Source organism: Paenibacillus zanthoxyli JH29, assembly GCF_000520715.1.
GTDB classification, from domain to species: domain Bacteria; phylum Bacillota; class Bacilli; order Paenibacillales; family Paenibacillaceae; genus Paenibacillus_AQ; species Paenibacillus_AQ zanthoxyli.
Window position 1 is genome coordinate 1 of the sequence record NZ_ASSD01000630.1, and the last position, 20,674, is coordinate 20,674.

General features: G+C 52.2%; 24 protein-coding genes. 11 read left to right on the plus strand and 13 right to left on the minus strand.

Features of this window, described 5'->3' with window-relative positions:
- From L691_RS33170 to L691_RS0124045, 5 genes are all read right to left on the minus strand, one after another.
- Positions 1 to 776: PTS fructose transporter subunit IIC (locus tag L691_RS33170; protein WP_232229266.1), on the minus strand; the 776-nt coding region annotated here is incomplete at its 3' end.
- On the minus strand, positions 706 to 975 hold the full coding sequence (locus L691_RS33175; RefSeq protein ID WP_332249111.1) for a PTS fructose transporter subunit IIB: 270 nt from the start codon (positions 973 to 975) through the stop codon (positions 706 to 708). The genes L691_RS33170 and L691_RS33175, both read right to left, overlap by 71 nt.
- A gap of 199 nt (positions 976 to 1,174) precedes the next feature.
- Positions 1,175 to 1,858 carry a ribose 5-phosphate isomerase A gene (gene rpiA / locus L691_RS0124035; protein ID WP_025692804.1) on the minus strand — a complete coding sequence of 228 codons (684 nt, stop codon included), beginning with the start codon at positions 1,856 to 1,858 and terminating at the stop codon, positions 1,175 to 1,177.
- An 11-nt stretch (positions 1,859 to 1,869) separates the two neighbouring features.
- A complete protein-coding gene (locus L691_RS0124040; protein WP_025692805.1) occupies positions 1,870 to 2,823 on the minus strand; it encodes a sugar-binding transcriptional regulator in 954 nt (317 codons plus the stop codon).
- A 79-nt stretch (positions 2,824 to 2,902) separates the two neighbouring features.
- Positions 2,903 to 3,991 (minus strand): GIY-YIG nuclease family protein, encoded by a 1,089-nt coding sequence (locus tag L691_RS0124045; RefSeq protein ID WP_025692806.1) that lies wholly within the window; start codon positions 3,989 to 3,991, stop codon positions 2,903 to 2,905.
- Positions 3,992 to 4,219: 228 nt separating this feature from the next.
- Between L691_RS0124045 and L691_RS0124050 the strand changes: the two genes are divergently transcribed.
- Entirely contained in the window at positions 4,220 to 5,041 is an 822-nt protein-coding gene (locus L691_RS0124050) for a nitroreductase family protein (protein ID WP_025692807.1), read from the plus strand.
- Between the two features lie 172 nt (positions 5,042 to 5,213).
- Here the strand turns inward: L691_RS0124050 and L691_RS0124055 are convergent, their stop codons facing one another.
- From L691_RS0124055 to L691_RS33795, 5 genes are all read right to left on the minus strand, one after another.
- A complete protein-coding gene (locus tag L691_RS0124055) occupies positions 5,214 to 6,686 on the minus strand; it encodes an amino acid permease (RefSeq protein ID WP_025692808.1) in 1,473 nt (490 codons plus the stop codon).
- A 222-nt stretch (positions 6,687 to 6,908) separates the two neighbouring features.
- Positions 6,909 to 8,405, minus strand: a complete 1,497-nt coding sequence (locus tag L691_RS0124060; RefSeq protein ID WP_025692809.1) for a DHA2 family efflux MFS transporter permease subunit — start codon at positions 8,403 to 8,405, stop codon at positions 6,909 to 6,911.
- Between the two features lie 37 nt (positions 8,406 to 8,442).
- Positions 8,443 to 9,072 (minus strand): TetR/AcrR family transcriptional regulator, encoded by a 630-nt coding sequence (locus tag L691_RS0124065; protein WP_025692810.1) that lies wholly within the window; start codon positions 9,070 to 9,072, stop codon positions 8,443 to 8,445.
- A 93-nt stretch (positions 9,073 to 9,165) separates the two neighbouring features.
- Complete coding sequence (locus L691_RS34420) at positions 9,166 to 9,441, minus strand: diguanylate cyclase domain-containing protein (RefSeq protein ID WP_408634792.1); 276 nt, start codon at positions 9,439 to 9,441, stop codon at positions 9,166 to 9,168.
- A 52-nt stretch (positions 9,442 to 9,493) separates the two neighbouring features.
- Positions 9,494 to 9,649 carry a hypothetical protein gene (locus L691_RS33795; protein WP_232229267.1) on the minus strand — a complete coding sequence of 52 codons (156 nt, stop codon included), beginning with the start codon at positions 9,647 to 9,649 and terminating at the stop codon, positions 9,494 to 9,496.
- 277 nt (positions 9,650 to 9,926) lie between these two features.
- On the opposite strand from L691_RS33795, the gene L691_RS0124080 reads away from it, so the two are divergent.
- Both L691_RS0124080 and L691_RS0124085 read left to right on the plus strand, forming a co-directional pair.
- A complete protein-coding gene (locus L691_RS0124080; RefSeq protein ID WP_025692813.1) occupies positions 9,927 to 10,367 on the plus strand; it encodes an Lrp/AsnC family transcriptional regulator in 441 nt (146 codons plus the stop codon).
- The gene (locus L691_RS0124085; RefSeq protein ID WP_025692814.1) at positions 10,364 to 10,996 is read left to right on the plus strand and encodes a LysE family translocator; all 633 of its coding nucleotides are present in this window, start codon (positions 10,364 to 10,366) and stop codon (positions 10,994 to 10,996) included. Before L691_RS0124080 ends, L691_RS0124085 begins: the two co-directional genes overlap by 4 nt.
- On the opposite strand, the gene L691_RS0124090 is transcribed toward L691_RS0124085, so the two are convergent.
- On the minus strand, positions 10,971 to 11,297 hold the full coding sequence (locus L691_RS0124090; protein WP_025692815.1) for a YnfA family protein: 327 nt from the start codon (positions 11,295 to 11,297) through the stop codon (positions 10,971 to 10,973). The two genes, L691_RS0124085 and L691_RS0124090, sit on opposite strands and share 26 nt — an antisense overlap.
- Positions 11,298 to 11,589: 292 nt before the next feature.
- Here L691_RS0124090 and L691_RS0124095 point away from each other — a divergent pair, with 292 nt between their 5' ends.
- On the plus strand, positions 11,590 to 11,859 hold the full coding sequence (locus L691_RS0124095; RefSeq protein ID WP_025692816.1) for an ACT domain-containing protein: 270 nt from the start codon (positions 11,590 to 11,592) through the stop codon (positions 11,857 to 11,859).
- A 57-nt stretch (positions 11,860 to 11,916) separates the two neighbouring features.
- Positions 11,917 to 13,275, plus strand: a complete 1,359-nt coding sequence (locus L691_RS0124100; protein ID WP_025692817.1) for a PFL family protein — start codon at positions 11,917 to 11,919, stop codon at positions 13,273 to 13,275.
- A 197-nt stretch (positions 13,276 to 13,472) separates the two neighbouring features.
- Here L691_RS0124100 and L691_RS30025 read toward each other — a convergent pair whose 3' ends face one another.
- Entirely contained in the window at positions 13,473 to 14,183 is a 711-nt protein-coding gene (locus tag L691_RS30025; RefSeq protein WP_332249112.1) for a NifB/NifX family molybdenum-iron cluster-binding protein, read from the minus strand.
- Between the two features lie 64 nt (positions 14,184 to 14,247).
- The gene (locus L691_RS33800; RefSeq protein WP_084654439.1) at positions 14,248 to 14,829 is read right to left on the minus strand and encodes a radical SAM protein; all 582 of its coding nucleotides are present in this window, start codon (positions 14,827 to 14,829) and stop codon (positions 14,248 to 14,250) included.
- A 385-nt stretch (positions 14,830 to 15,214) separates the two neighbouring features.
- Here L691_RS33800 and L691_RS30030 point away from each other — a divergent pair, with 385 nt between their 5' ends.
- The 6 genes from L691_RS30030 (at position 15,215) to L691_RS0124135 (ending at position 20,308) form a co-directional block, all read left to right on the plus strand.
- On the plus strand, positions 15,215 to 16,315 hold the full coding sequence (locus tag L691_RS30030) for an ABC transporter permease (RefSeq protein ID WP_051459451.1): 1,101 nt from the start codon (positions 15,215 to 15,217) through the stop codon (positions 16,313 to 16,315).
- A 37-nt stretch (positions 16,316 to 16,352) separates the two neighbouring features.
- Positions 16,353 to 17,111 (plus strand): ABC transporter permease, encoded by a 759-nt coding sequence (locus L691_RS30035; RefSeq protein WP_036738055.1) that lies wholly within the window; start codon positions 16,353 to 16,355, stop codon positions 17,109 to 17,111.
- Positions 17,112 to 17,395: 284 nt separating this feature from the next.
- A complete protein-coding gene (locus L691_RS0124120) occupies positions 17,396 to 18,481 on the plus strand; it encodes an ABC transporter substrate-binding protein (RefSeq protein ID WP_025692818.1) in 1,086 nt (361 codons plus the stop codon).
- Positions 18,482 to 18,554: 73 nt separating this feature from the next.
- Positions 18,555 to 18,683, plus strand: a complete 129-nt coding sequence (locus L691_RS34005) for a hypothetical protein (RefSeq protein ID WP_269634882.1) — start codon at positions 18,555 to 18,557, stop codon at positions 18,681 to 18,683.
- A gap of 16 nt (positions 18,684 to 18,699) precedes the next feature.
- On the plus strand, positions 18,700 to 19,491 hold the full coding sequence (locus tag L691_RS0124130) for an ABC transporter permease (protein WP_025692819.1): 792 nt from the start codon (positions 18,700 to 18,702) through the stop codon (positions 19,489 to 19,491).
- Positions 19,492 to 19,531: 40 nt separating this feature from the next.
- Complete coding sequence (locus L691_RS0124135; RefSeq protein ID WP_025692820.1) at positions 19,532 to 20,308, plus strand: ABC transporter permease; 777 nt, start codon at positions 19,532 to 19,534, stop codon at positions 20,306 to 20,308.
- Positions 20,309 to 20,674 lie beyond the last annotated feature (366 nt).

Sequence of the window (20,674 nt, forward strand, 5' to 3'; positions counted from 1 at the left end):
ACGAGCGTGGAAGTGGCGAACGCATAGGCCGCCTTGTTAACCGGACTTCCCATGTCGAAGGCTTGCATCAATCCAAGAATAATTCCAAGTATTGCCGCATTTGTGCCATTAAGCGAATTCAACCAATCGGCCAGTGCCTTGTTGACGAAGGCGACCGGCTCACCAACAACGTAAACCATGAGCAGTCCCATAATACCCGCAGACAGTAAAGGAATGATGAGGATTGGCATCAGGCCCTGCATTGTTTTGGGCAGCTTCAGATACTTCTTGATCGCGAGCACCAGATAACCTGCGGCAAAGCCGGCAAGCAGAGCGCCAAGGAAGCCCGACCCGTTCGTGCTGGCAAAGTATCCGCCAATCATCCCGGGTACTAGAGCGGGCCTGTCGGCAATCGAGTAAGCGATATATGCGCCCAAGATCGGAATCATCAAGGCGAATGCCGACTTACCTGTTGTGAACAACGTCTCGCTGAATGAACCCGGATGGTCGAAGACATATATACCGCCGATGGCGAAACCCAGTGCAATCAGCAGGCCGCCTGCCACCACAAAGGGAATCATGAAGGAAACGCCGGTCATCAGATGCTTGTAGATGCCGCTTCTCGATTCTTTTTCTTCCGTCTTGATTTGATTAACCTGCTCGGTCAGATCCACCTTGGCGGGAGCCTCCTCCGGCTTGGCACTTAGAGCCCTGTTAATCAGGACTTTAGGATCTCTGATGGCTTCCTTGACCGGAACTTCTATGATCCCCCTTCCGGCAAAACGGCTCTTGTCCACCTTGGTATCGGCGGCAATAATGATTCCGTCCGCTTCCCGGAGATCCTACTCTGTAATCACGTTCTCGGCGCCAACGGAGCCTTTGGGTCTCTACTTTAATGTTATGACCCATTGCTTTGGCCGCCACTTGAAGTGCTTCCGCCGCCATATAGGTATGTGCTATACCGGTCGGACATGATGTAATGGCTACAAGCTTCATTATTGATCTCCACTTGTACTTTGATTAAGCGCTTACAATCTGATCATTAAATAATTCCTTGAATGACTCCCCATCCCATTCACAGGATAGTGAAGCCGATTAAAACTCCAATAAACCGCACCGTCGTATGCTGAAGCCTCCAGCGTCACGCGACCCGATTTATTGGACTTTTTTAACGGATATACTTATAAAGTATGGCTTAATTCTTCGCCGCGGACACCAGACGGACGCCGGATTCACCGGCAATCAGCGCTTTCGTAGCCACATTGACAAATAAGGATGTATCAACCACCCCGCGAATTTGTTGCAGATCACTTTCAAGCTTGGCAATATCCTCCACCTGATCAAAATGAACGTCCAGCAGCAGATTTCCGTTCTCCGTCACCGTAAACCCGTCTTTGGCGGCACTCGTCCGAATGGACGGCTTGCCTCCAAGCTCCGTTACTTTACGCTGCACATAGGCCAGGGAATCCTCGAGGATCTCCAGAACGACGGGATGCTTAAAGGTCAGGCGATTCACAAACTTCGTATCGTCGACTAGCAGTATGTAGTCCTCCGCCATGGAAGCGATTAGCTTTTCTTTCGTATGGATGCCGCCGCCGCTCTTGAGCGCGTTCAGGTTTTCATCCACCTCATCGCAGCCGTCAAAAGCTACCGATATTTGCTCAACCGCCGACGTGTAAAGGACCTCCAGCCCGTTCTGGATGCAGAGCAGTCTCGTTTTGACGGATGGCGTAACCACTTTGACCTCAAGATTGGCATCCTTTTTTATATATTGAATCAGATAGGATATGGTGCTTCCTCCGCCCAAGCCGATAATCGTGCCGGTCTTAATCAATTTGAGGGCTTCCCTGGCGCATACTTTCTTGATATCATCAGACATTGTTCTCCTCCTTAGACTGTGCGTTCCAAAATGATCCGGGCCGTTTCTTCAGTGGTCACCAGAACGTTAACATATTTTCCGCGCAAAGCGCCAATAATGGCGTCCGCCTTCTCCTCCGACTCCGCAACTCCAATGGAATACTTCGTCTTGTGCAAATGGTCCAGCCCAATCGCAATCCTGCGCTCGGAGATGCTTGTAGACACAAGATTTCCGCCGATATCAAAAAATTGGGAGCAAATATCTCCGACAATTTGGCCTCGTTCCAGTTCTTCAAACAGCTCGTTCCCGTAAAAAGAATTCCAGGTCGCGCTGCCCTTTATCTGAATGGAACCGATGCCAAAAATCGCAATGGTAACCTTTTCCCAAAGTTCCGAAATGTTCTGGAAATATTGCGACTCCACGATCTGATCCCGCGTCTCCTTAAGCTCCAGGATGGCAGGAACATCAATCAGGTAAGACGTTCCTTTGAACTTCTGCGCGGCTGCGTATACAAGAGTATTCACATGATATTGACTCTCCAGCTTGCCGGACGGTCCGCCAACCATAGGCACGAACACGGCGCCGGATTCGCGGGGCTCTTCCAGTGCATTAATGACCTCGGCCAGCGAGCTTCCCCAGGCTAACCCGACCACATCTTCATCACCGACAATCCGGCTGATCAACTGTGCGCAAGCTTGGCCCATGACTTTCAGCTTGGCCTTCGTATCGTCGCCTGTCACCGGAACCACGATGGCTTCCTTCAGACCGAAGCGCTCCACCAGCTGCCGCTCGATGCTGAAGGTTTCGCTGAGGCTATAGTTAATCGTGATCTTCACGATGCCTTTCTCGCGGATTTTCTTCAGCATGCGGCTTATGGTTGTCCGGTAAATCCCAAGCTCCTTCGAAATTTCGCTCTGCGTCATGTCGTTGTCGTAATACATTTGGGCGACCTTCAGCATTAACCTGATTTCTTCATTATTATCCATGTAGACACCTCGTAGCTTCTGCACATTTGTTCATGTTGATATAAAATGTGCTGATGTGCAATTTGAGTATATGCTTTTTTCAAATGGGAGTCAATGCGTTATTCAGATAAGCATGCAGCGCTTCGTCAATGTCCGTGTGGCCCCCGAATTCGAGCCATTCCTCCGGAATAAAGAGATAATGGCAGGCGCTGCCCTGGAGATAGCTGTAAATTATCTGGGCCTCATCTATTTCTTCACGGCTAATTTTACTGGATTGAAGAGCGGAATCGGTCCTGAAGCTGTTCATAATTAAGTCCTTTAACCTGGCGTGCAGCGACTCCATTCCAGACGGCCCGATCGTAAGCTTCTCCCTGTGAAGAATTGCATTCCGCTTGACAAGAAAAAGCTTGATCGTATCCTCGCTTAAATATTCATAGATGACGATATTCCGGTTCTCTTCGGTGAATCCGATTACTTTTTCCTTATTTAGAATGAAGTCTACGGACTCCATGTAGTCCCTGTATTTCGCCGCCGTCTCAAAGTCGTACTGCTCGGCCGCCTCCTGCATTCTTTGCTGCATTTCCTCGTACAGCCCCCGATCACTACCGTCCAGAAGAGCGATAAAGCGGTCAATAATCCGGTTGTATTCGTTAACAGCCTCCCCGCCCAGACACATGCCTAGACACAGTCCGAGAGAATGATTCAAGCAGGCGGAGCCGCTGAAGTGGTTATGCGTGCAGGCGATTTTGTAGCATTCCTGAATCCCTTGGACCGCCCGTTCCACCGAATTTCGGTTGGCTGTGTAGGGTCCGAATACGACATGGTCATCATTTGCATCAGGATTGTTGGTAATTTCTATACGGCGCAGCCCGGCACTGTTCTTTATAACAATATAGGTGTAGGCGAGCGGATTTTTCATCTTTTTATTGTACATGGGCTTCAATTCCTGAACTAACCTGCATTCCAGCATAAAAGCCTCGAATTCGGTATCTGTCACCCTGTGCTCCAGGTCCTTGATGTGGGCGACCAGCTGCTTTACCTTTTTGGGATGGGACCTCAAGTTATAGAAGTAGGATTGCACTCTTTTTTTGAGATTTTTGGATTTACCGACATAAATGATTCCACCAAGCGAATCTTTCATCAGATAGACTCCCGGCGATGAGGGAAGGCTGCGGATTTTGTCTTTCATTTGCGGAAAAAGCCTCCTTCTGCCGCTAGGTTCTTCGGCCATTCTACTAGACATAGACCCATTATAGCATGGCAAAGTGTTCCTTAATTCGTCCAAAATAAAATCGGATAGGCTGTAGTTCAAAAGAGGCGGAACCCAGATATTGACAGATCAAGAGGGTGTGATACGATATATTAGACCGATCAGTTTATTATATAGCCATTATCCAGATATGAAGGAGTGAACCGTGTGGGATTAATTACAGTAGATCAAGAAGAGTGCATACAATGTGAGATATGTGTGAAAGAATGTCCAACCCGTGCTTTAACAATGGGAGAGTATGGTCCCGAAGCCACTGCGCCTACAGCCTGTATTGAATGCGGACATTGTGTCGCTGCATGCCCAAACGAAGCGATTGATCATTCATTAACGCCGCTGGCCGGACAGCTTCCAATCTCGGAGTTCAGCAAGTTTAGCGCAGAAGAAGCCGAGCGTTTCTTACGATCCCGCCGCTCCATTCGCAGCTACAAGAAGACGGCCGTTCCACGGGAAAAACTGCTGCAGCTTGTAGAGATTGCCCGCTTCGCGCCTACCGGCGGCAACACGCAGGGGATCTCCTATGTCATTGTTGAGGATAAAGAGACTCTGCGCAAAGCTTCAGAAATGACGATCCAAAGGCTGGAAAATGACCCCGTATTAGGCACGCGATATTCTTCCATTGTTGACACATACCGTAAACAAGGAACGGATGTGATTCTGCGCGATGCTCCAAGTCTTATTCTCACAACCGCTGCTAAAGATTTCAAGAACGGCCGGGAAAATTCCATCTTCTCGCTGACTTACCTCGAATTATTTGCGCCTTCTCTCGGCTTAGGTTCTTGTTGGGCGGGAGGGCTCGAATTTTGTGCGCGTGCGGAAGATTCACCCATGCTGGAGTTGTTCCATATCCCCGAAGATAAGGTCATTACCGGAGCCGTAATGGTCGGGTATCCGATGTATCAATACAAAAGATTAGTGGACCGGAATCCGTTGGATGTTGCTTTTTTTAGCCCGGGGAAAGTAACTGTGTAAAGAAAATGAATATGATTACAAGCAAGACAGCGTTTACAATAAGCTGGAAATTACCAAAGCTCATCCCTGCATAATCACTAACACCTAGGTTCAGGCCGAAAAAGATCAACAGTGCATGCAAAAAACGGTCTCTCCGTCATTTGATTTTGAGACCGTTTCATGCCTGCCCCTCTCATTTCTTCGTCTTCTGTTCGGTCAATTCTTCAGATAACTCCGCATTGGCATAACCTGAAGACATAGGTCTGACGGGTGGCAGCTGGCGGATCCTCTTCCCCGGTAGATCCGGAGTTGTTCGGCGAAGGCGGCCGACCGCATACAAACCCGCAAACAATAGCACAAACATCATTCCAGCCGCAAGACCTCCTCCCTGATCCGGGATCAGCGGCATGCTTACGATAATTGCGATGAGGCTCCCGATAGAGAGCCATGAGGTATAGGGGAAGCCTCTCATTCCATGCCCCTGTGTAAACGGACCGCCATGCCGCTTGCGGAGCCGGTAATGGCTGGCCATAATGACGACATAGACGAACAGCAGGGAGAAGCCGCCCGAGCTGACCAGAAATAAATAGATGCCATGCGGCAGCATCAATCCGAGACCGAGAGCGCCCAGCATGGCGCCTCCCGATACGAGAATGCCGCGATAGGGAATGTCCTTGCGGTCTCGCATCCAGATTGGCGTATGTCCTTCCTCGGCCAGTGAACGGAGCATACGGCCCAAGCCGAATACGGATGCAAGCATCGTGGATAAAATCGCTGTTACCAGCACGATGTTCATTACGGTCCCCGTCCAGCCTAAACCATGCAGGGTAAGCGCTGATACGAACGGACTGACCTGTTCGGACACAAGGGAGCGGGGAATCAGCAAGAACAGAGCAGCTATGGCAGCTAAATATAAACCTACCAGCAGTACGGTCGTCAGCCGGATGGCTTTCGGTATCGTCACCGCCGGGTTACGCGTTTCAGGTACGGCAAGTCCGAGCACTTCAAATCCCGCATAGGTAAACATCACCATCAGCATACTGCCTGCAATGCCGCTAATCCCTCCCGGCATCCAGGGCTCGCCGTGCAGGATGCTATAGCCAGCTGCCGCTGCGCCGCCCTGCCCCGCTGTCGTACCGAACAGAATGGTCACGATTCCAGCGGCCAAGCATACGGCAATTACGACAAAAGCGGCAATGGCAAGCAGCTTTATCGCGGCAAGCCCGCTTTCGAGCTTGCTTAACCGGTCTGCTCCAAGCAAGTTGAGCAGTGTTACCGTAACAATAATTACCGCCCCAAGAATAGGGAGTGAAAGCATGGGGAACCAATTTCGAAGCAGAATGGACGCCGCCGTTGCTTCACTTGACATAGCCAATACAAGCCCGATCCAGTACACCCATCCTATCGTAAAGCCGGCTCCCCGGCCGAAGGCTTGTTCAGCATATGTGCGGAATGATCCGGACGCCGGATTCGCAACCGTCATTTCCGACAGCGCCGTTAAAATGAAATAGACCAGAATTCCGCCAATGACATAAGCCACCAGTACAGAAGGTCCGGCCGCGCGTACCGCTACCGAGGAACCCAGGAAAAATGAACCGCCCACAACGGTTCCAAGCGCAAGCATGGTAAGATGCCATACGGATAACCCCTTCACTTCACGCTTCATAAGACGCCCTCCAACGATTGGTTTGACATCAGTATCTGCAAATATCGGAGGAATTACCCATGACAGTTGGAAACCTTCATCATATCCTGAATTTCGTCGGCGGATCGTCTGCTCCCATAAAAAACAAAGAGATGCCCCGCAAGCGATTGTTTCGCTCACGGAGCATCCCCTAAATAGCCTCACTGTATCCGGCTTCCTCCGGTTATGTGCCCTAGCCTGTTATCAATGGCCGGGCAAGAGCGCGGCATCTTCTTGCTGCACTTCGCCCTCATTGGATGAGCCCGTTTTAGGCTTGCGCAGAATCAGACTGATCACAACTCCGGCAGCGGCGATGCAGGCCGACAGGAAGAAGACATCGTCAAAGCCCATGACTGCCGCAACCAGCGGATTACCGCCTTTACCGGCCGCTGCCGTATGTTCGTTAATCTGTGTGGTCAGATATCCGGTCATTCCGGCAACAGCGAAAGATACGACAACCTGCTGTGCAGCCGTTGTCAACGGTGTAACGCGTCCTACGAGATGACGCGGCGCGGCGTTAAGCACATGCGTGTTCACCGGCATCATCGTGAGACCCATACCAAGACCCATCAGCCCGAGACAGACCATGATGCTCGGCAGACTTGTTTCCACGGTAATATTCGACAGCAGGAACAGCGCAGTCGAGATAATGGACAGTCCGACGAACGCCAGCGGTCTTGCTCCGATCCTATCGAACAGCCGACCGCCCAGCGGCATGCCGATGGCGGAGGCCAGTGCCTGCGGCAGAAGAATCAGACCGGTCTCAAGCGGAGTAAACTGACGCACATTCTGCAAATACAACGGTACGAACAGCATGGAGCCGAACAAAGCTGCCTGGGTTACCCAGGACAGGAAGATGCCGCGGGTAAAGTCAGATGAGCGAAAGACACGCAGCTCAAGCAGCGGATTCTTTTGCCGCAGCTCCACAATAATGAACAAGAGGAGCGCGGCGCCGCCAACGGTGAGGCCGGTAATCGCCGGTGCCGTTGACCACCCGGTGCCTCCGCCTTCATTGACACCATAAGCCAGCATCGAGAAAGCAATCGGAGCGAGAATGATGCCGAGCAGATCAAGATGCGTCGTCTTATGCCGCTCGGTATTCGGCAAATATTTCGCGCCCAAGATAACGGCAACGATGCCTATTGGCAGGTTGATCAGAAAGATCCAGTGCCAGCTTACATACTCAATGAGCCAGCCGGAAAGGATCGGGCCCAGCGCCGGAGCAAGCAGCATCGGAATGCCGAGCATGCCCATAATGGAACCTCTGCGCTCCGGAGGAGCCAGGCGGAATACCATAGCCATCCCGATTGGAGCGACCATCCCGCCGCCCAGGCCCTGAATGACCCGATAAACAATAAGTTGAACCGGTGTCTGGGCAATGGAGCACAGCACCGACCCAATAACGAACATGATAACCGTCCCTACGAATATCCGTTTGGAGCCGAACCGGTCGGTCATCCAGCCGGCGAGCGGGATAACGGCAGACAACGCAAGCGTATATCCCGTAATGGTCCATTGAATAGTCTTGAGATCCGCATTGAAATACTCAGTAAGGTTTGGAATGGCGACATTGACCACCGTACTGTCCAAAATGACCATAATCATACCGACGATAATCGCCAGCAGAGGCGGAAGGATCGCTTTTAGCGAAAAAGAGTCCGTTTCCGCGGCGGACGAAGCCGCCTGTTTCGTATGTTCCATGAATCTCCACTCTTTCTATCTAGTTTTTGGTTAATGGTTAAGTCTCATACTTGTGAAAATAATGGTCGATCAGATGATCAACCTGAATTTCCACCGAGGGCAGATGCGAGCCAGGCAAGCTCTCGTCATGGTCTTCCGGTTCCGCGCATGTGTACGCGACAATCGGCATCAATACTGCTCCGAACAGTTGAACCATCATCATCCTCAGCCGGTCTTCATCCTGCTCGCCTGTTGTCTCCCGCAAAACGGACAGCATTTTTTGCTGCTTCATTGTTTTGCTGTATTGGGAATATTTATGAAGTGAGCCCATGATGCTCGGGGTTTTATTCATCATGTGCTTGGCCAGTCCCGGATATTGCAGAAGATGGCCGGCATACTTCTTGAAGAACTGCTTCAGCTGTTCTTTGGGCGGCAGAACGTCATCCTCAAGCGCATTGAACGCGGCATCGAAACGGGAAATCAGCGTACGGATCGCCTCAATCAGCAGATTGTCCTTGGACCGGTAATAGTAATTTACAAGCGCCAAATTCACCTCGGCCTTCGCGGCTATTCGGCGCAAGGTTACACATTCTACTCCTCCCTCGCATATCAAATCTACTGTGGCGTCAAGAATTTGCTGCTTCGTATCTTTATCTCCGAAAACCTCAGGATCTTGTTCCAGGGTCATGTAGAGCCATTTCTCCTTCCTGCGCCTATTTTACACAGCGATTTAAACATTGTTTAATACATGGTTTAATATACTCCTCACCGAAAGCGGCTGTCAATAGCGCCTCCCCTTCTGCCCGGGAACAGCAAAGAAGCCAAATCGGCGGCATAATGATGCGCCCCGGCTCCTTTCACTTTGTATCTTATCCGTGTTCTGCCTTATGCTTGAAATTATAACCCGGTTTCGGCCGTCGGCCTTGGACTGGTAAAGCGCGTCATCCGCGAGCTTGTAAATATCTTTCTCCGTTAGACCGTCGACCCTTGCCGCCGCAACTCCCACCGACACGGTTAAGTATCCGAAGACTGGACTCATTTCATGGGTATGTTTAATTCTTCAATGCTTCTCCTGATTCCATCGGCATACTCGAAGGACTGCTCGGGAGTCAGTCCGGTGACGATAATCCCGAATTCCTCTCCTCCCAGCCGGAATACGAAAATGAAGCCAAGGTAAAATACAGCAGATTGAAGCCCGGGTCCGCCTCAACCTTTTGAGCGGGAAAATCGCCATACCCTGGCGAAAGCCCCTTCCATTTCACCACACTTCCTATGTACGGCAAGATAAAAATCAAGCTGAAAGTAACTATAAGTATAAGCTTTTTTTGCCACTTTTTCACCAACATCACCCTTCTTATCGTACAGACGGCGTATACCTGTTGTTTTTATTAACGGCTTAACCGGGAATGTTGTGAAGGGACTTAATAATTTTCATGTAAGAATAAGAAATTCTTTATTTTTTATTGTTTTATGTAAAATAATTTACGATAATTAACGTCTCTTCTACAATTATCTTATATTAATGATGAGATGAGGATGACCATGGACGAAATCGACCGCAGTATTCTGGAGGCGCTGAAGGAGAACAGCCGGATGACCGTTTCCGATATCAGCAAAAGAGTAAAGCTCTCGATTCCCGCCGTTACGGAGAGAATCCGCAAAATGGACGAGTCCGGAATGATCGAAGAATACACCATCAAGATCAACCGGGCCAAGGCAGGGTACAAGCTGATGGCGTTCGTGCTGGTAGTCATCGACCGGACGGAGCAAATTCCCGCCTTCCGTGCATTTATATCAGACTGCGATGAGGTGCTGGAGTGCCACCACCTTGCAGGCGAATTTGACTACTTGCTGAAAGTGCTTGTGGAGGACACCGGGGAGCTTGAGAAATTTTTGTCCGATAGGCTGAAGGGTGTACCGGGAGTCATTAGAAGCAATACCATGATTTCCTTATCTTCACTTAAAGAGAAGTGGAACAGATGATATTCAAGGGACTAAAATTGGGCCTCCTGCTTCAGCTTGCCGTGGGTCCGGTTTGTTTGTTTATTTTTCATGCCGCCTCGCTGCGCGGCTTCGCCGCCGCCGAAGCGGGAGTCGCCGGCGTAACGCTGGCTGACGGTCTGTTCATTCTCGCCGCGCTGCGGGGGGTTACCCTGCTTGTCGCAAGGCGGAAGCCCGGCGGTATTCTGTATGTACTCGGAGCGGGTACGCTTATGGTGTTCGGCCTGAATATGATCGCGGGAATGTTCGGTTACAGCCTGCTCCCAGTCCTCCCTACCGCGGACGGCTCCGGCCAAGACGGCATATTTTTCCGCGCCTTTCTGCTGACCGCATCCAATCCGCTGACCCTTCTCTTCTGGACCGGAATTTTTTCGGCAAAAATGGCTGAGCTTAAGCTGCGGAGCAGCGAGCTGACTTGGTATGGGCTCGGCTGCCTGCTGGCGACCGTTCTGTTTCTGACGGCGGTGGCGCTGTTGGGGCAATTGGCTCACCCTCTCGTTACGCCTGCGTTCTCGAAATGGCTGAACTTTCTGACCGGCATCCTGTTTGTCTTCTTCGCTCTCCGGCTTATCGTCAAATGGATCTTCAGGTCCGAGGCGCCCACAGCATGATGCTGACACCGGCCAAACAGACCGCTGCGCCGATCCAATCGTACAGGTCGGGTGTCTTTTTATCGACAAGCCATCCCCATAATACAGCCAGCACAATAAATACGCCGCCATAGGCCGCATACACGCGTCCAAAGCCGGGGAAGCGCTGGAAGGTTGGAATGATGCCGTACACGACAAGGATCAGTGCCCCGGCAATGCCGAACCAGAGCGGCCTGGATTCCCGCAGCCACAGCCACACCAGGTAACCGCCGCCGATTTCCGCCAGTCCCGCCAAAATAAACAACAGCATAGATATGACCATGTGATCGCCCCTTCTTCCGGAGTTCGGAAATTCCGCAATTCAGTTTTCCGCCGATTCCGGAACTCTTTCCTATTTTCTCATTCTGAAATTTTGGTAATAGTATTCGGGTTATTTTCAGAAAATCCTCTATAATGTGACAATTCAGGTGTTAATGGCGGTTTATTTCCCGGATATTGCAATCTGACATAAAACATTTGGTTGAAGCTTGCACCGCCTTTTGACATAATGAGTGAAATAAATAATTTACGTCCGTTCAAGGGCGGAAAGCTATGGAGACAAGGGGGAAGCAGCATTGAAAGGAATCATTACTGTACTCGGAAAAGACAAGGTGGGCATTATTGCCAAGGTATGTACGTATCTGGCGGACCGAAATGTGAACATTCTGGATATTTCCCAGACGATTGTCCAAGATTACTTCAACATGATGATGATTGTCGATATTTCGCAAGCGGCGAAATCCACCGAGGTTCTGGTAGAAGAGCTGCAGCAGATCGGCGAGGAGATTGGCGTGGAAATCAAGCTGCAGCATGAGGATATTTTCAATATTATGCACCGTATTTAAGGCGCTGAGCCGATTCATACAGACTTTTTAATGATAAACGCAAGCGGGAGGGTTACCATGATTTCACTGGTGGAAGTACAAGAAACGAATAAAATGATCCGCGAGATGAACCTGGACGTGCGGACCATTACCATGGGCATCAGCCTGATGGATTGCGCGCATACGGATTTGAAAGTGTTTAACCAGAAGATCTATGACAAGATCACCAAATCCGCAGAGAAGCTGGTAAAGACCGGTGAAGATCTGGAAAAACAGTTCGGCGTTCCTATTGTCAATAAACGGATTTCGGTTACGCCCATCTCCATTGCGGCGGGTTCTCTGAATACGGACAGCTATGTTCCGGTTGCGGAAGCTTTGGACAAGGCGGCCAAGGAAGTTGGCGTCAACTTCATCGGCGGATTCTCCGCGCTTGTGCAGAAGGGCTGTACCACGGGCGACCGCAAGCTGATCGAGAGTATTCCCGAAGCGCTCGCCGTAACGGAAAGAGTATGCTCCTCCGTCAATGTCGGCTCGTCGCGCAGCGGCATCAACATGGACGCCGTCAAGCTGATGGGCGATATTATCCGTCAGACCGCTGAGCGTACGGCGGACCGCGACTCCATCGGCTGCGCAAAGCTGGTTGTATTCTGCAATGCCGTTGAGGACAACCCTTTCATGGCCGGCGCTTTCCACGGCGTAGGCGAACGGGAATGCGTTATTAACGTAGGCGTCAGCGGCCCCGGCGTTGTCAAACGGGCCTTGGAGGAAGTGAAAGGACAGGACTTCGAGACGCTGTGCGAGACGATTAAGCGGACCGCCTTCAAGGTGACCCGTGTCGGCCAGCTCGTAGCGCAGGAAGCGTCGAAGCGTCTCGGCGTGCCGTTCGGCATTATCGACCTGTCGCTGGCGCCGACGCCGCTGATCGGGGATTCCATCGCGGAAATCTTCCAGGTCATGGGCCTTGAAGAGGCGGGAGCGCCCGGAACGACAGCAGCCCTTGCCATCCTCAATGACAATGTCAAGAAAGGCGGCGTCATGGCTTCCTCCTATGTAGGCGGACTTAGCGGCGCGTTCATTCCTGTCAGTGAAGACCATGGCATGATTCAAGCCGTTCAGCGCGGCGCGCTGACGCTGGAGAAGCTTGAAGCGATGACCTGCGTCTGCTCGGTGGGACTTGATATGATCGCCATTCCGGGCGACACGTCCAAAGAGACAATCTCCGGCATCATCGCAGACGAAGCCGCGATCGGCATGGTCAACAACAAGACGACAGCTGTTCGCATCATCCCGGTGATTGGCAAGGCCGTCGGCGAGATGGTCGAGTTCGGCGGTCTGCTCGGCTATGCTCCGATCATGCCCGTCAACTCCTTTAACTGCGCTGGCTTTATCGACCGGGGCGGCCGGATTCCCGCCCCGATCCACAGCTTCAAGAATTAATAAGGCCGAAAGACGCAGCCTTCACCGCTGTTTAGTGAGCAGTCCGGCTGCCAGAATGATGGACTGAAAGATCAAACGCCTCCGTTCCATTCGCGATCAGCGATGGAACAGAGGCGTTCTTTTTTTCCTAAGTATTCGTTCTGAACCACTTCGGCCCGACGAACGGTGTCTGCGACAGCGGTATCCCGGGGATGAAATCATTGAACGTGTAAATCCATCCGCTGATCAGCAGACAGCCTTGGGGAGCAGGAGATGGAGGTGAAGAAGCGGTGATATTTGGCGCACTGCTCCATTAGCTTGCCGATCTCTCCCTTTCGCGCCAGCGCTGTCAGACCGGCGCTGGCCAGCCGCTCGGCCGGTCCGGGACCGATCGCGGCGCAGAGAACGATGGAGCAATCCTGCAGCAGCGCCACCGTCTCATCCAGAATCGCCTCCTTGTCCGCTTCCCCGCATTCGGCCTTGCCGTTGCAGTAAGCCTGAATCCGCCGAACGCCCAGCAGCTTCTGCTCTTGCCCGGACACCTCGTAGACAAGAAACTCGCGGGCATGGCCGAAATGCACATTCACCTGGCTCCCGCCGCGCGTTGCCACGGCGATGCGTATACTGCCGCGCTCTCCTTGCTCTCCCGCATTGGCTTCGCGCCGCTTGCTCTCCGCGGCCGTCCGGTCCAGCCGGATAAGCAGCTGCTCGCGTGCTGCCGGGCCGTATTCGCGGGCCGGCGCGTTTTCGGTCTTGACGCCAAGATCATCGCCAATCAGCCCGACCGCGTCGGCGCGGCATTGGCGGCAATGCCGCATGACCGGCATAACCGCCTCGCTGTACGCCAGCACCTGAAGCGTCAGCGTAGGAGCGGGCTCCTTGCGTCCTTCCTTCTCATATACGCTGCCCGGCGAGAGAATCAGCGGCATAATATTATGGGAGAAAGCGCCTGCCGCCTTGACCGCCTCGGTCACCTTGATCAGATGGCTGTCATTAACGCCGGGAATCAGCACGGAATTGACTTTGACCTTTACGCCGCGTTCTGCGATCCGCCAGATACCCTCCAGCTGGTTGTGCAGTAACAGTTCCGCAGCGTCCCTGCCCCTGTAGGCCTTGCCTCGGAAGAACACGGAGCGGTATACCTCCGCCCCGATCTGCGGATCGATGGCATTGACCGTGACGGTCACATGGGCGATGCGTGACGATATCCTCCGAATAATCGGGCAGCTTCAGCCCGTTGGTACTGAGGCACAGCTGCAGCTCGGGCAGGCCTTCGGACAGCAGGCCGAAGGTTTCGAATGTCTCCTGCGGATTGGCCAGCGGGTCGCCGGGTCCCGCGATGCCGACCACGGTCAGCTGCGGCAGCGAAGCCAGCGTATTACGCACCTTGGCGTAAGCCTCCTGCGGCGTAAGTACCTTACTGACGACACCGGGGCGGCTCTCGCTGACGCAGTCATATTTGATATTGCAATAATTGCAGTTGATATTGCATTTCGGCGCTACCGCCACATGCATGCGGGCAAAATAATGATGCGCCATCTCGTCGTAACAAGGATGGCGTGATTCGTTCGCCAACGCGAACACCACCTTTCCGTCAATTTGTCCAGCGTCTCCCTTCACCGCGAAGACGATAACCCGCTAAAGCAACAAAAGCCGGACAACTGCCGCTGCAGTCATCCGGCTTCCTTACATTCGGTCGGCCGTGTTCGTTATCCCATAATTCCCATATGCTTAAGGTATTATAGAACGAGCCCCAGTTTCTGTCAACGGCGAAAGTAACAAATCCATGGAAAAGCAGCGGCGACCGGCGAGCAGTGACTGATGAATGTTCTTGATTCCGTCAAATTCGGATTCTTATCCAGCCAGTAAATCTATTGACAAAAAATCACTGACACATCTAAACTGTACAAAACTTATGAGAAAAATAGGATTTATTGAACGAACAGGGGGTAATACTTTCATGGCAACCAGGAATATCCCGGTTTTGCTGCTCGTCTGCTTGCGTTTATCCGGCATCGCCCTGCTCTGTATTCTGTGGGAGGTATTGCCGAGAAGCGGACTGGTGAATCCGACTTTCTTCCCGCCGTTGTCTGCGGTGCTGCAGGAAATCGCAGCTCTTCTGCGGGACCAGCATCTCCTTGGCCATACGATAGCCACACTGTGGCGGGTGGTTGCAGGCATTGTGCTGGCAGCACTGTTAGCCGTGCCGGCAGGTGCGATTCTCGGGTACTGGCTCCCCGGTCTGGCTGCAGGACTGAACCCGCTGTTCCGCATTCTGGCCCAGGTCAATCCCTTTTCGCTCATGACGGTATTTCTGCTGTTCTTCGGGATCGGGGAAAAGGCGAAGCTGATCATCGCCGCCTGGGTGGCGTTCTGGCCTCTGCTTCACCATGTCATTGGCGGTGTGCAGAATATAGATGCGGATCTGCTGAAAGCGGCACGCAGTATGGGAACCTCTCCCTCGCGGCTATTCCTGCAGATCATATTGCCGGGGGCGGCTCCCGCTATTTTGCTGGGGGTCCGTACGTCGATTATATTGCTGTTGGCTATTCTGGTGGCCGGAGAAATGCTGGGAGGCTTGGCCGGTCTCGGTTGGCTGCTTCATTGGTCCAGCAATTATTACTCGTCCCCATACGCCACGACGCCAATCTTTGCCGTTGGGCTATGTATTTCCCTGATTGGCGTCGCTCTGAGCGCCGTATTGCGCAAGCTGGAACGCGATCTGTTTTTCTGGAAGCCGCTTGAATCCGCATGGAGTGCAGCGCCCGCTCCCCGATTGCAGCGAAGCAGGCCAAACCGTATTTTTGCGGTTACCGTATTGTCCGCTATGCTGCTGCTTCTCGTGGCTGGCGGTGCATCAACAAACCGGCTGAGCAAAACTAACGGCAGCTTCTCGGGAGAGGGGGATGTGCCTCCGCCCTCCACCAGCGGGCACAGTAGCCACAACGAGCACAGCGGCCACAACATGTCTCATGAGCATTCGCTGCCTGCCGCCGGGCAATCCGGTCATTCAGGCCATACTGTGCCATCCGCTTCACCGGTACAGTCCGGACATCCGTGACAACCTGGCGGCAATATATTGTGTCGGGAGGAAACCAATGAATGTATTAACCAAGCTTGGCAAGCGTTATACTGCAGTAATTGCCTTCCTCGTCCTGTGGGAAGCCAGTGTAAGGTTCGAATGGGTAGATCCCCAATTCATTCCTCCTCTCACGCGGGTGCTTCAGTTCATCGGCGAACAGGCGGCAACAGGAGCGCTGGCGCACCATCTGCTGATTAGCCTGGGGCGCGCCGCCGGAGGACTGGCCATCGCCCTGATTGCAGGTGTGCCGCTCGGAATAGCCCTGGCCGGCTGGCCCTACAAGATGCGTATTGCCACCGAGCCTGTGCTGGAGTGGCTCTCTCATATCAATCCGTTTGTTGTGTTTCACATCATCATCGTATTCATGGGAGCCGGCGAGCTCACGAAAGTTTCGATTATCGCCTGGGCCTGCATTTGGCCGATTATGTTCAGCACATTATCCGGGATGACCCATGCCGACGCAGACATTGTCAAAGCGGCGCATTCATTTGGGCTAAGCCGCCCTCGGCTGACAACGAAGGTCCTGCTTCCTTTAGCCTTCCCCTCCATCTTGACCGGAACACGTCTGGCTGCGGGCTATGCGCTGCTGTTTCTGATCGCGGCTGAAATGATGGGATCCACCTCCGGCCTGGGCTTCATGATTTATACGGCTCAAGCCAATTATCAGATTATGCAGATGTTCTCCGGAGTTTTGATTATTGCGGTCCTGGCCATCGTGCTGGACGGAATCATGTCAGCGGCAGGCAAATGGCTAGGATATCCCGCTATAAAATAACAAACAATATACAATGTTACAAATTTTCGAACTGGACGTTTTATGTAAGTTCATGCGTTGACAATCATAAAAGTATTAGAATAAGCTTTAATCCATAAATCTCATATGATTTATCGGATTAAAGAAAGTTGACCAGTTAGCTGGAGACTAGCGTTCTTCCCCCCGGGAAGTTCGCTTAGTCTCTTTTTTTATATTATACCGAGGCAGGTGATGAAGGGCTGAATAATTGCATCTTTATATGTTGAAATTTAACTTAAATTAAAATTTTTAGGAGTGTGAGAAAGATGGCAGATGGTAAAAAGAAATGGATTATTATTTCCGTAGTCGCCGTTTTGGTGGTAGGAGGAATCAGCGTGGGCAGCTACTTGGGGCAGACGAAGAAAGGAATCGGCATCCAAGGCGCTGCAGGGTTATCGACCTTAAAGAGCGCAGGGTTTGACCCGGCCAAATCCGGCAAAAAGGTGTACACCATCAAAACCGACACCAAGGTCAATTGCTCCTCCACACCATGGGTGATTGCCGAGAAAAAAGGCTTTTTCGCCGAGGAAGGGATCAATGTGGAATATACCGGCGAATTAACTCAAGCTCAAGTGCTTCCCTCCATCTTGAACGGAACGAACAATGTCTCCTCTGCCCATGTTAACAATATCGCCACCTATATCGCCGGCGGCGCCAAAATCAAGGGTGTTACGATCGGCGGGTCCGAACCGGCACCGGACGTGGATGAAAAATATCATCACATGAAATTCTATATCAGCCCCAAGGAGGGTGTTTCTTCACTGGAAGAGCTGATCAAGAAGAAAAAGGGGGCGAAAATTACGATCAACGGCACCGTACCGAGCTGCACAACCTTCATCGCCACCAACGCATTCGACCATCTGGGCTTCAAGCGTGATCAAATCAAGTTTGTCGCTTTCGAAAGCGACACGGCGGCCTTGCAGGCCAACCAGCAGGGCAATATTGACATCGTCGGCGTCCATCCACCCTTTTACAAGCTGGCAAAGGACTCCGGTCTGGTCGAAATTTTTGACACGGCGGATACCGGACTCGGCGAAGCGGCAGGCACAACCTTCTACTACTTCACGGATCAATTTATCAAGGATAACCCCGAAGCAGTTCAGGGCTTTGTCAAAGCGATAAAGAAAGCGCAGGCTTGGATCGTCAACCCGGCGCATGAGGAAGAAGCAATCAAGCTGACCGGCGACTATATCGGCCAACCGGTAAACGCCGTGCACTACTACTACACCGGCAAAGGATTCCAGGACAAGCTGATCCAGCCTTGGATTGATGATCTTGTCGTATCCGGTGCCTTGAAGAAGAATCAGCTGAAGATCGACGACCTGATCACCACCCAGTTTGACCCTAGCTGAGATGCCATCACGCAAAGGGAAATCGGCGTATTTTCACAGCTTAATTACGACCAATAGTTAGGAGAGCCCGATTATGACTAAAAAACTGAGACAAATCGCCGTTCTCACTCCGATCGATATGGACGAACTGGAACGGCTGCTGATTGAATTCGGTGTGGTGGAGGATGAGGAGACGGCTCTGCATACACAAGCCCTGAAATAAGGAGGATGGTTAACGGATGAAATGGATCATTTCGGTTCATCGGAAATTGTTAAGCTTTTATCTTTTTTTCCTGGTGCTGATCGTTTGGGAGCTTGCGCCAAGGATGGGACTCGTTAGCAACGTGTTTGTCCCGCCCTTCTCGCGGATCGTGGTGACCGGAATCGAACTGGGACTGACGAACATTTTTCTCTACATTTCCATCAGCCTGAAAAGAGTGTTTGTCGGCTTTATCCTGGCTACCGTTTTGGCCCTGCCGCTTGGCTTTATTCTGGCCGGAGCCATGCCGAAGCTGGCCGCATTTCTCCACCCTCTGACCAAATTTCTCTCCAGCATCCCGCCGTTTATTCTATTTCCGATTTTCGTTATCATTGTCGGAATCGGCGAGGGAGGCATCTATACGGTTATCTTCTGGTCGTCGTTCTGGCCGATATTGTTCACGACAATAGCCGGTATTCAAAATGTCGATCCGCTGCTGATCCGGGCGGCCAAATCCATGAATGCGGGCAAGCTGGTGATCTTCACCAAGGTGATCCTGCCCGGCGCCTCGCCGACATTGATCACCGGACTCCGTACCGGACTGACCATGAGCTTCTTCATGCTGATCGGTTCGGAGAGCATGGGCGCCGATTCCGGTATGGGCTGGATGATCCACAATGCCCAAAGCATGGGGTTTGTCGAGCGTATTTACCTTGGAGCCATTATGGTTGCAGGCGTCGGTCTGGCGCTCAATTATGTGCTTGAATACCTGGAGAGTGCAGTGCTGCAATGGCGGCAGGCTCCTGATTCAAGCAATAAAGCCGCGGCCTAGCCGGATCTTATCTTAAGCAAAGGAGGACGAGACGGGTTCCATGAATTCCACCGCAGTCAAGCTTAAAAAAATCGGCATCGGCAGCATCCCGATCCTGTTGTTCTTCATCTTCTGGGAGGGCGGCGCCCGAATCATTCCGAAGGGCGTCCTCTCTCCTCCCAGCGACGCGCTTCTAGCCATCTTCCGATCGGTATTCTCCGGCTTGCTGCTGGAGCAGACGCTAATCAGCCTGTACCGGGTGCTGCTCGGGTTCTTGCTCTCGCTGATTATCGGTATTCCGCTCGGATTTTTGCTCGGCACCTTTTTTAGCTCGGCGGAAAAAGCGTTGCTGCCTTTCTTGCGCACCTGCGAGAAGCTGAACCCTTTCGCGATTATTCCGATTTTCATGATCTTCTTTGGAATCGGAACTTCGGAAAAGGTGGTCGTCATCTTCTGGTCTGCGCTCTGGCCCGTACTGTTTAATACGATGGCCGGAGCTAAGGATATCGATTACAACCTGCTGCGGGCGGCACGGTCCATGGGAGCTACGCGCAGAGAGCTGTTTACCAAGGTCGTCCTGCCGTACACCGCACCCAATATTTTTATCGGTATTGAATTTGCCGCCCAGCTATCGTTCTTCATGATTATCGCATCTGAAGTAATTGGTGCCAGCACGGGACTCGGATGGTATTACATCAACTCTACCGCCCGCTATGATCTGCCGCTCATGTACGGCATCGTCCTGTTCATCACCGTGCTGGGCATTATCATCAACCTATTGTTCGCCAGACTGAAAAAGCGCTTTCTGGTATGGAAAGAAGCGTCACAGCTTCACTAAACATTGGAGCTTTGTGCCATTTGCCTGTCCGTATTTGAGGCCGCCGGGCATTTGCGGGCAATGCGGCTTACCCCAGGGATCTTTTGCCATTAGGCACCAACAGCCGCTCAAAACAAAGTCAGGCCCTACGAACACCGGTAACGGTGCGCAGGGCCTTTTTTCCAATCGGGCTCACGGGTTCGCGGATTGACAGGTTGACGAGGAGTCAGCGGGTTGGCTGCTACATCAGAACAGGCTTGTATAAGGCATCCTCACTGCTTTAAATTGCCCGTCATCCTCTGCCCTCTCCCGGTCTATGCTGCCTAACCTCTACACGAACCCGTCTGGTGTGCACGAACCTCCAGCCCGTCAGTAGAGCCGCCGCTA

Coding starts and splice junctions, on each gene's coding strand:
- L691_RS33175 (WP_332249111.1), bottom strand. CDS start 975: ATGAAGCTTGTAGCCATTACATCATGTCCGACCGGTATAGCACATACC.
- rpiA (WP_025692804.1), bottom strand. CDS start 1,858: ATGTCTGATGATATCAAGAAAGTATGCGCCAGGGAAGCCCTCAAATTG.
- L691_RS0124040 (WP_025692805.1), bottom strand. CDS start 2,823: ATGGATAATAATGAAGAAATCAGGTTAATGCTGAAGGTCGCCCAAATG.
- L691_RS0124045 (WP_025692806.1), bottom strand. CDS start 3,991: ATGAAAGACAAAATCCGCAGCCTTCCCTCATCGCCGGGAGTCTATCTG.
- L691_RS0124055 (WP_025692808.1), bottom strand. CDS start 6,686: ATGAAGCGTGAAGTGAAGGGGTTATCCGTATGGCATCTTACCATGCTT.
- L691_RS0124060 (WP_025692809.1), bottom strand. CDS start 8,405: ATGGAACATACGAAACAGGCGGCTTCGTCCGCCGCGGAAACGGACTCT.
- L691_RS0124065 (WP_025692810.1), bottom strand. CDS start 9,072: ATGACCCTGGAACAAGATCCTGAGGTTTTCGGAGATAAAGATACGAAG.
- L691_RS0124080 (WP_025692813.1), top strand. CDS start 9,927: ATGGACGAAATCGACCGCAGTATTCTGGAGGCGCTGAAGGAGAACAGC.
- L691_RS0124085 (WP_025692814.1), top strand. CDS start 10,364: ATGATATTCAAGGGACTAAAATTGGGCCTCCTGCTTCAGCTTGCCGTG.
- L691_RS0124090 (WP_025692815.1), bottom strand. CDS start 11,297: ATGGTCATATCTATGCTGTTGTTTATTTTGGCGGGACTGGCGGAAATC.
- L691_RS0124100 (WP_025692817.1), top strand. CDS start 11,917: ATGATTTCACTGGTGGAAGTACAAGAAACGAATAAAATGATCCGCGAG.
- L691_RS30025 (WP_332249112.1), bottom strand. CDS start 14,183: ATGCCGCTGATTCTCTCGCCGGGCAGCGTATATGAGAAGGAAGGACGC.
- L691_RS30030 (WP_051459451.1), top strand. CDS start 15,215: ATGGCAACCAGGAATATCCCGGTTTTGCTGCTCGTCTGCTTGCGTTTA.
- L691_RS30035 (WP_036738055.1), top strand. CDS start 16,353: ATGAATGTATTAACCAAGCTTGGCAAGCGTTATACTGCAGTAATTGCC.
- L691_RS0124120 (WP_025692818.1), top strand. CDS start 17,396: ATGGCAGATGGTAAAAAGAAATGGATTATTATTTCCGTAGTCGCCGTT.
- L691_RS34005 (WP_269634882.1), top strand. CDS start 18,555: ATGACTAAAAAACTGAGACAAATCGCCGTTCTCACTCCGATCGATATG.
- L691_RS0124130 (WP_025692819.1), top strand. CDS start 18,700: ATGAAATGGATCATTTCGGTTCATCGGAAATTGTTAAGCTTTTATCTT.
- L691_RS0124135 (WP_025692820.1), top strand. CDS start 19,532: ATGAATTCCACCGCAGTCAAGCTTAAAAAAATCGGCATCGGCAGCATC.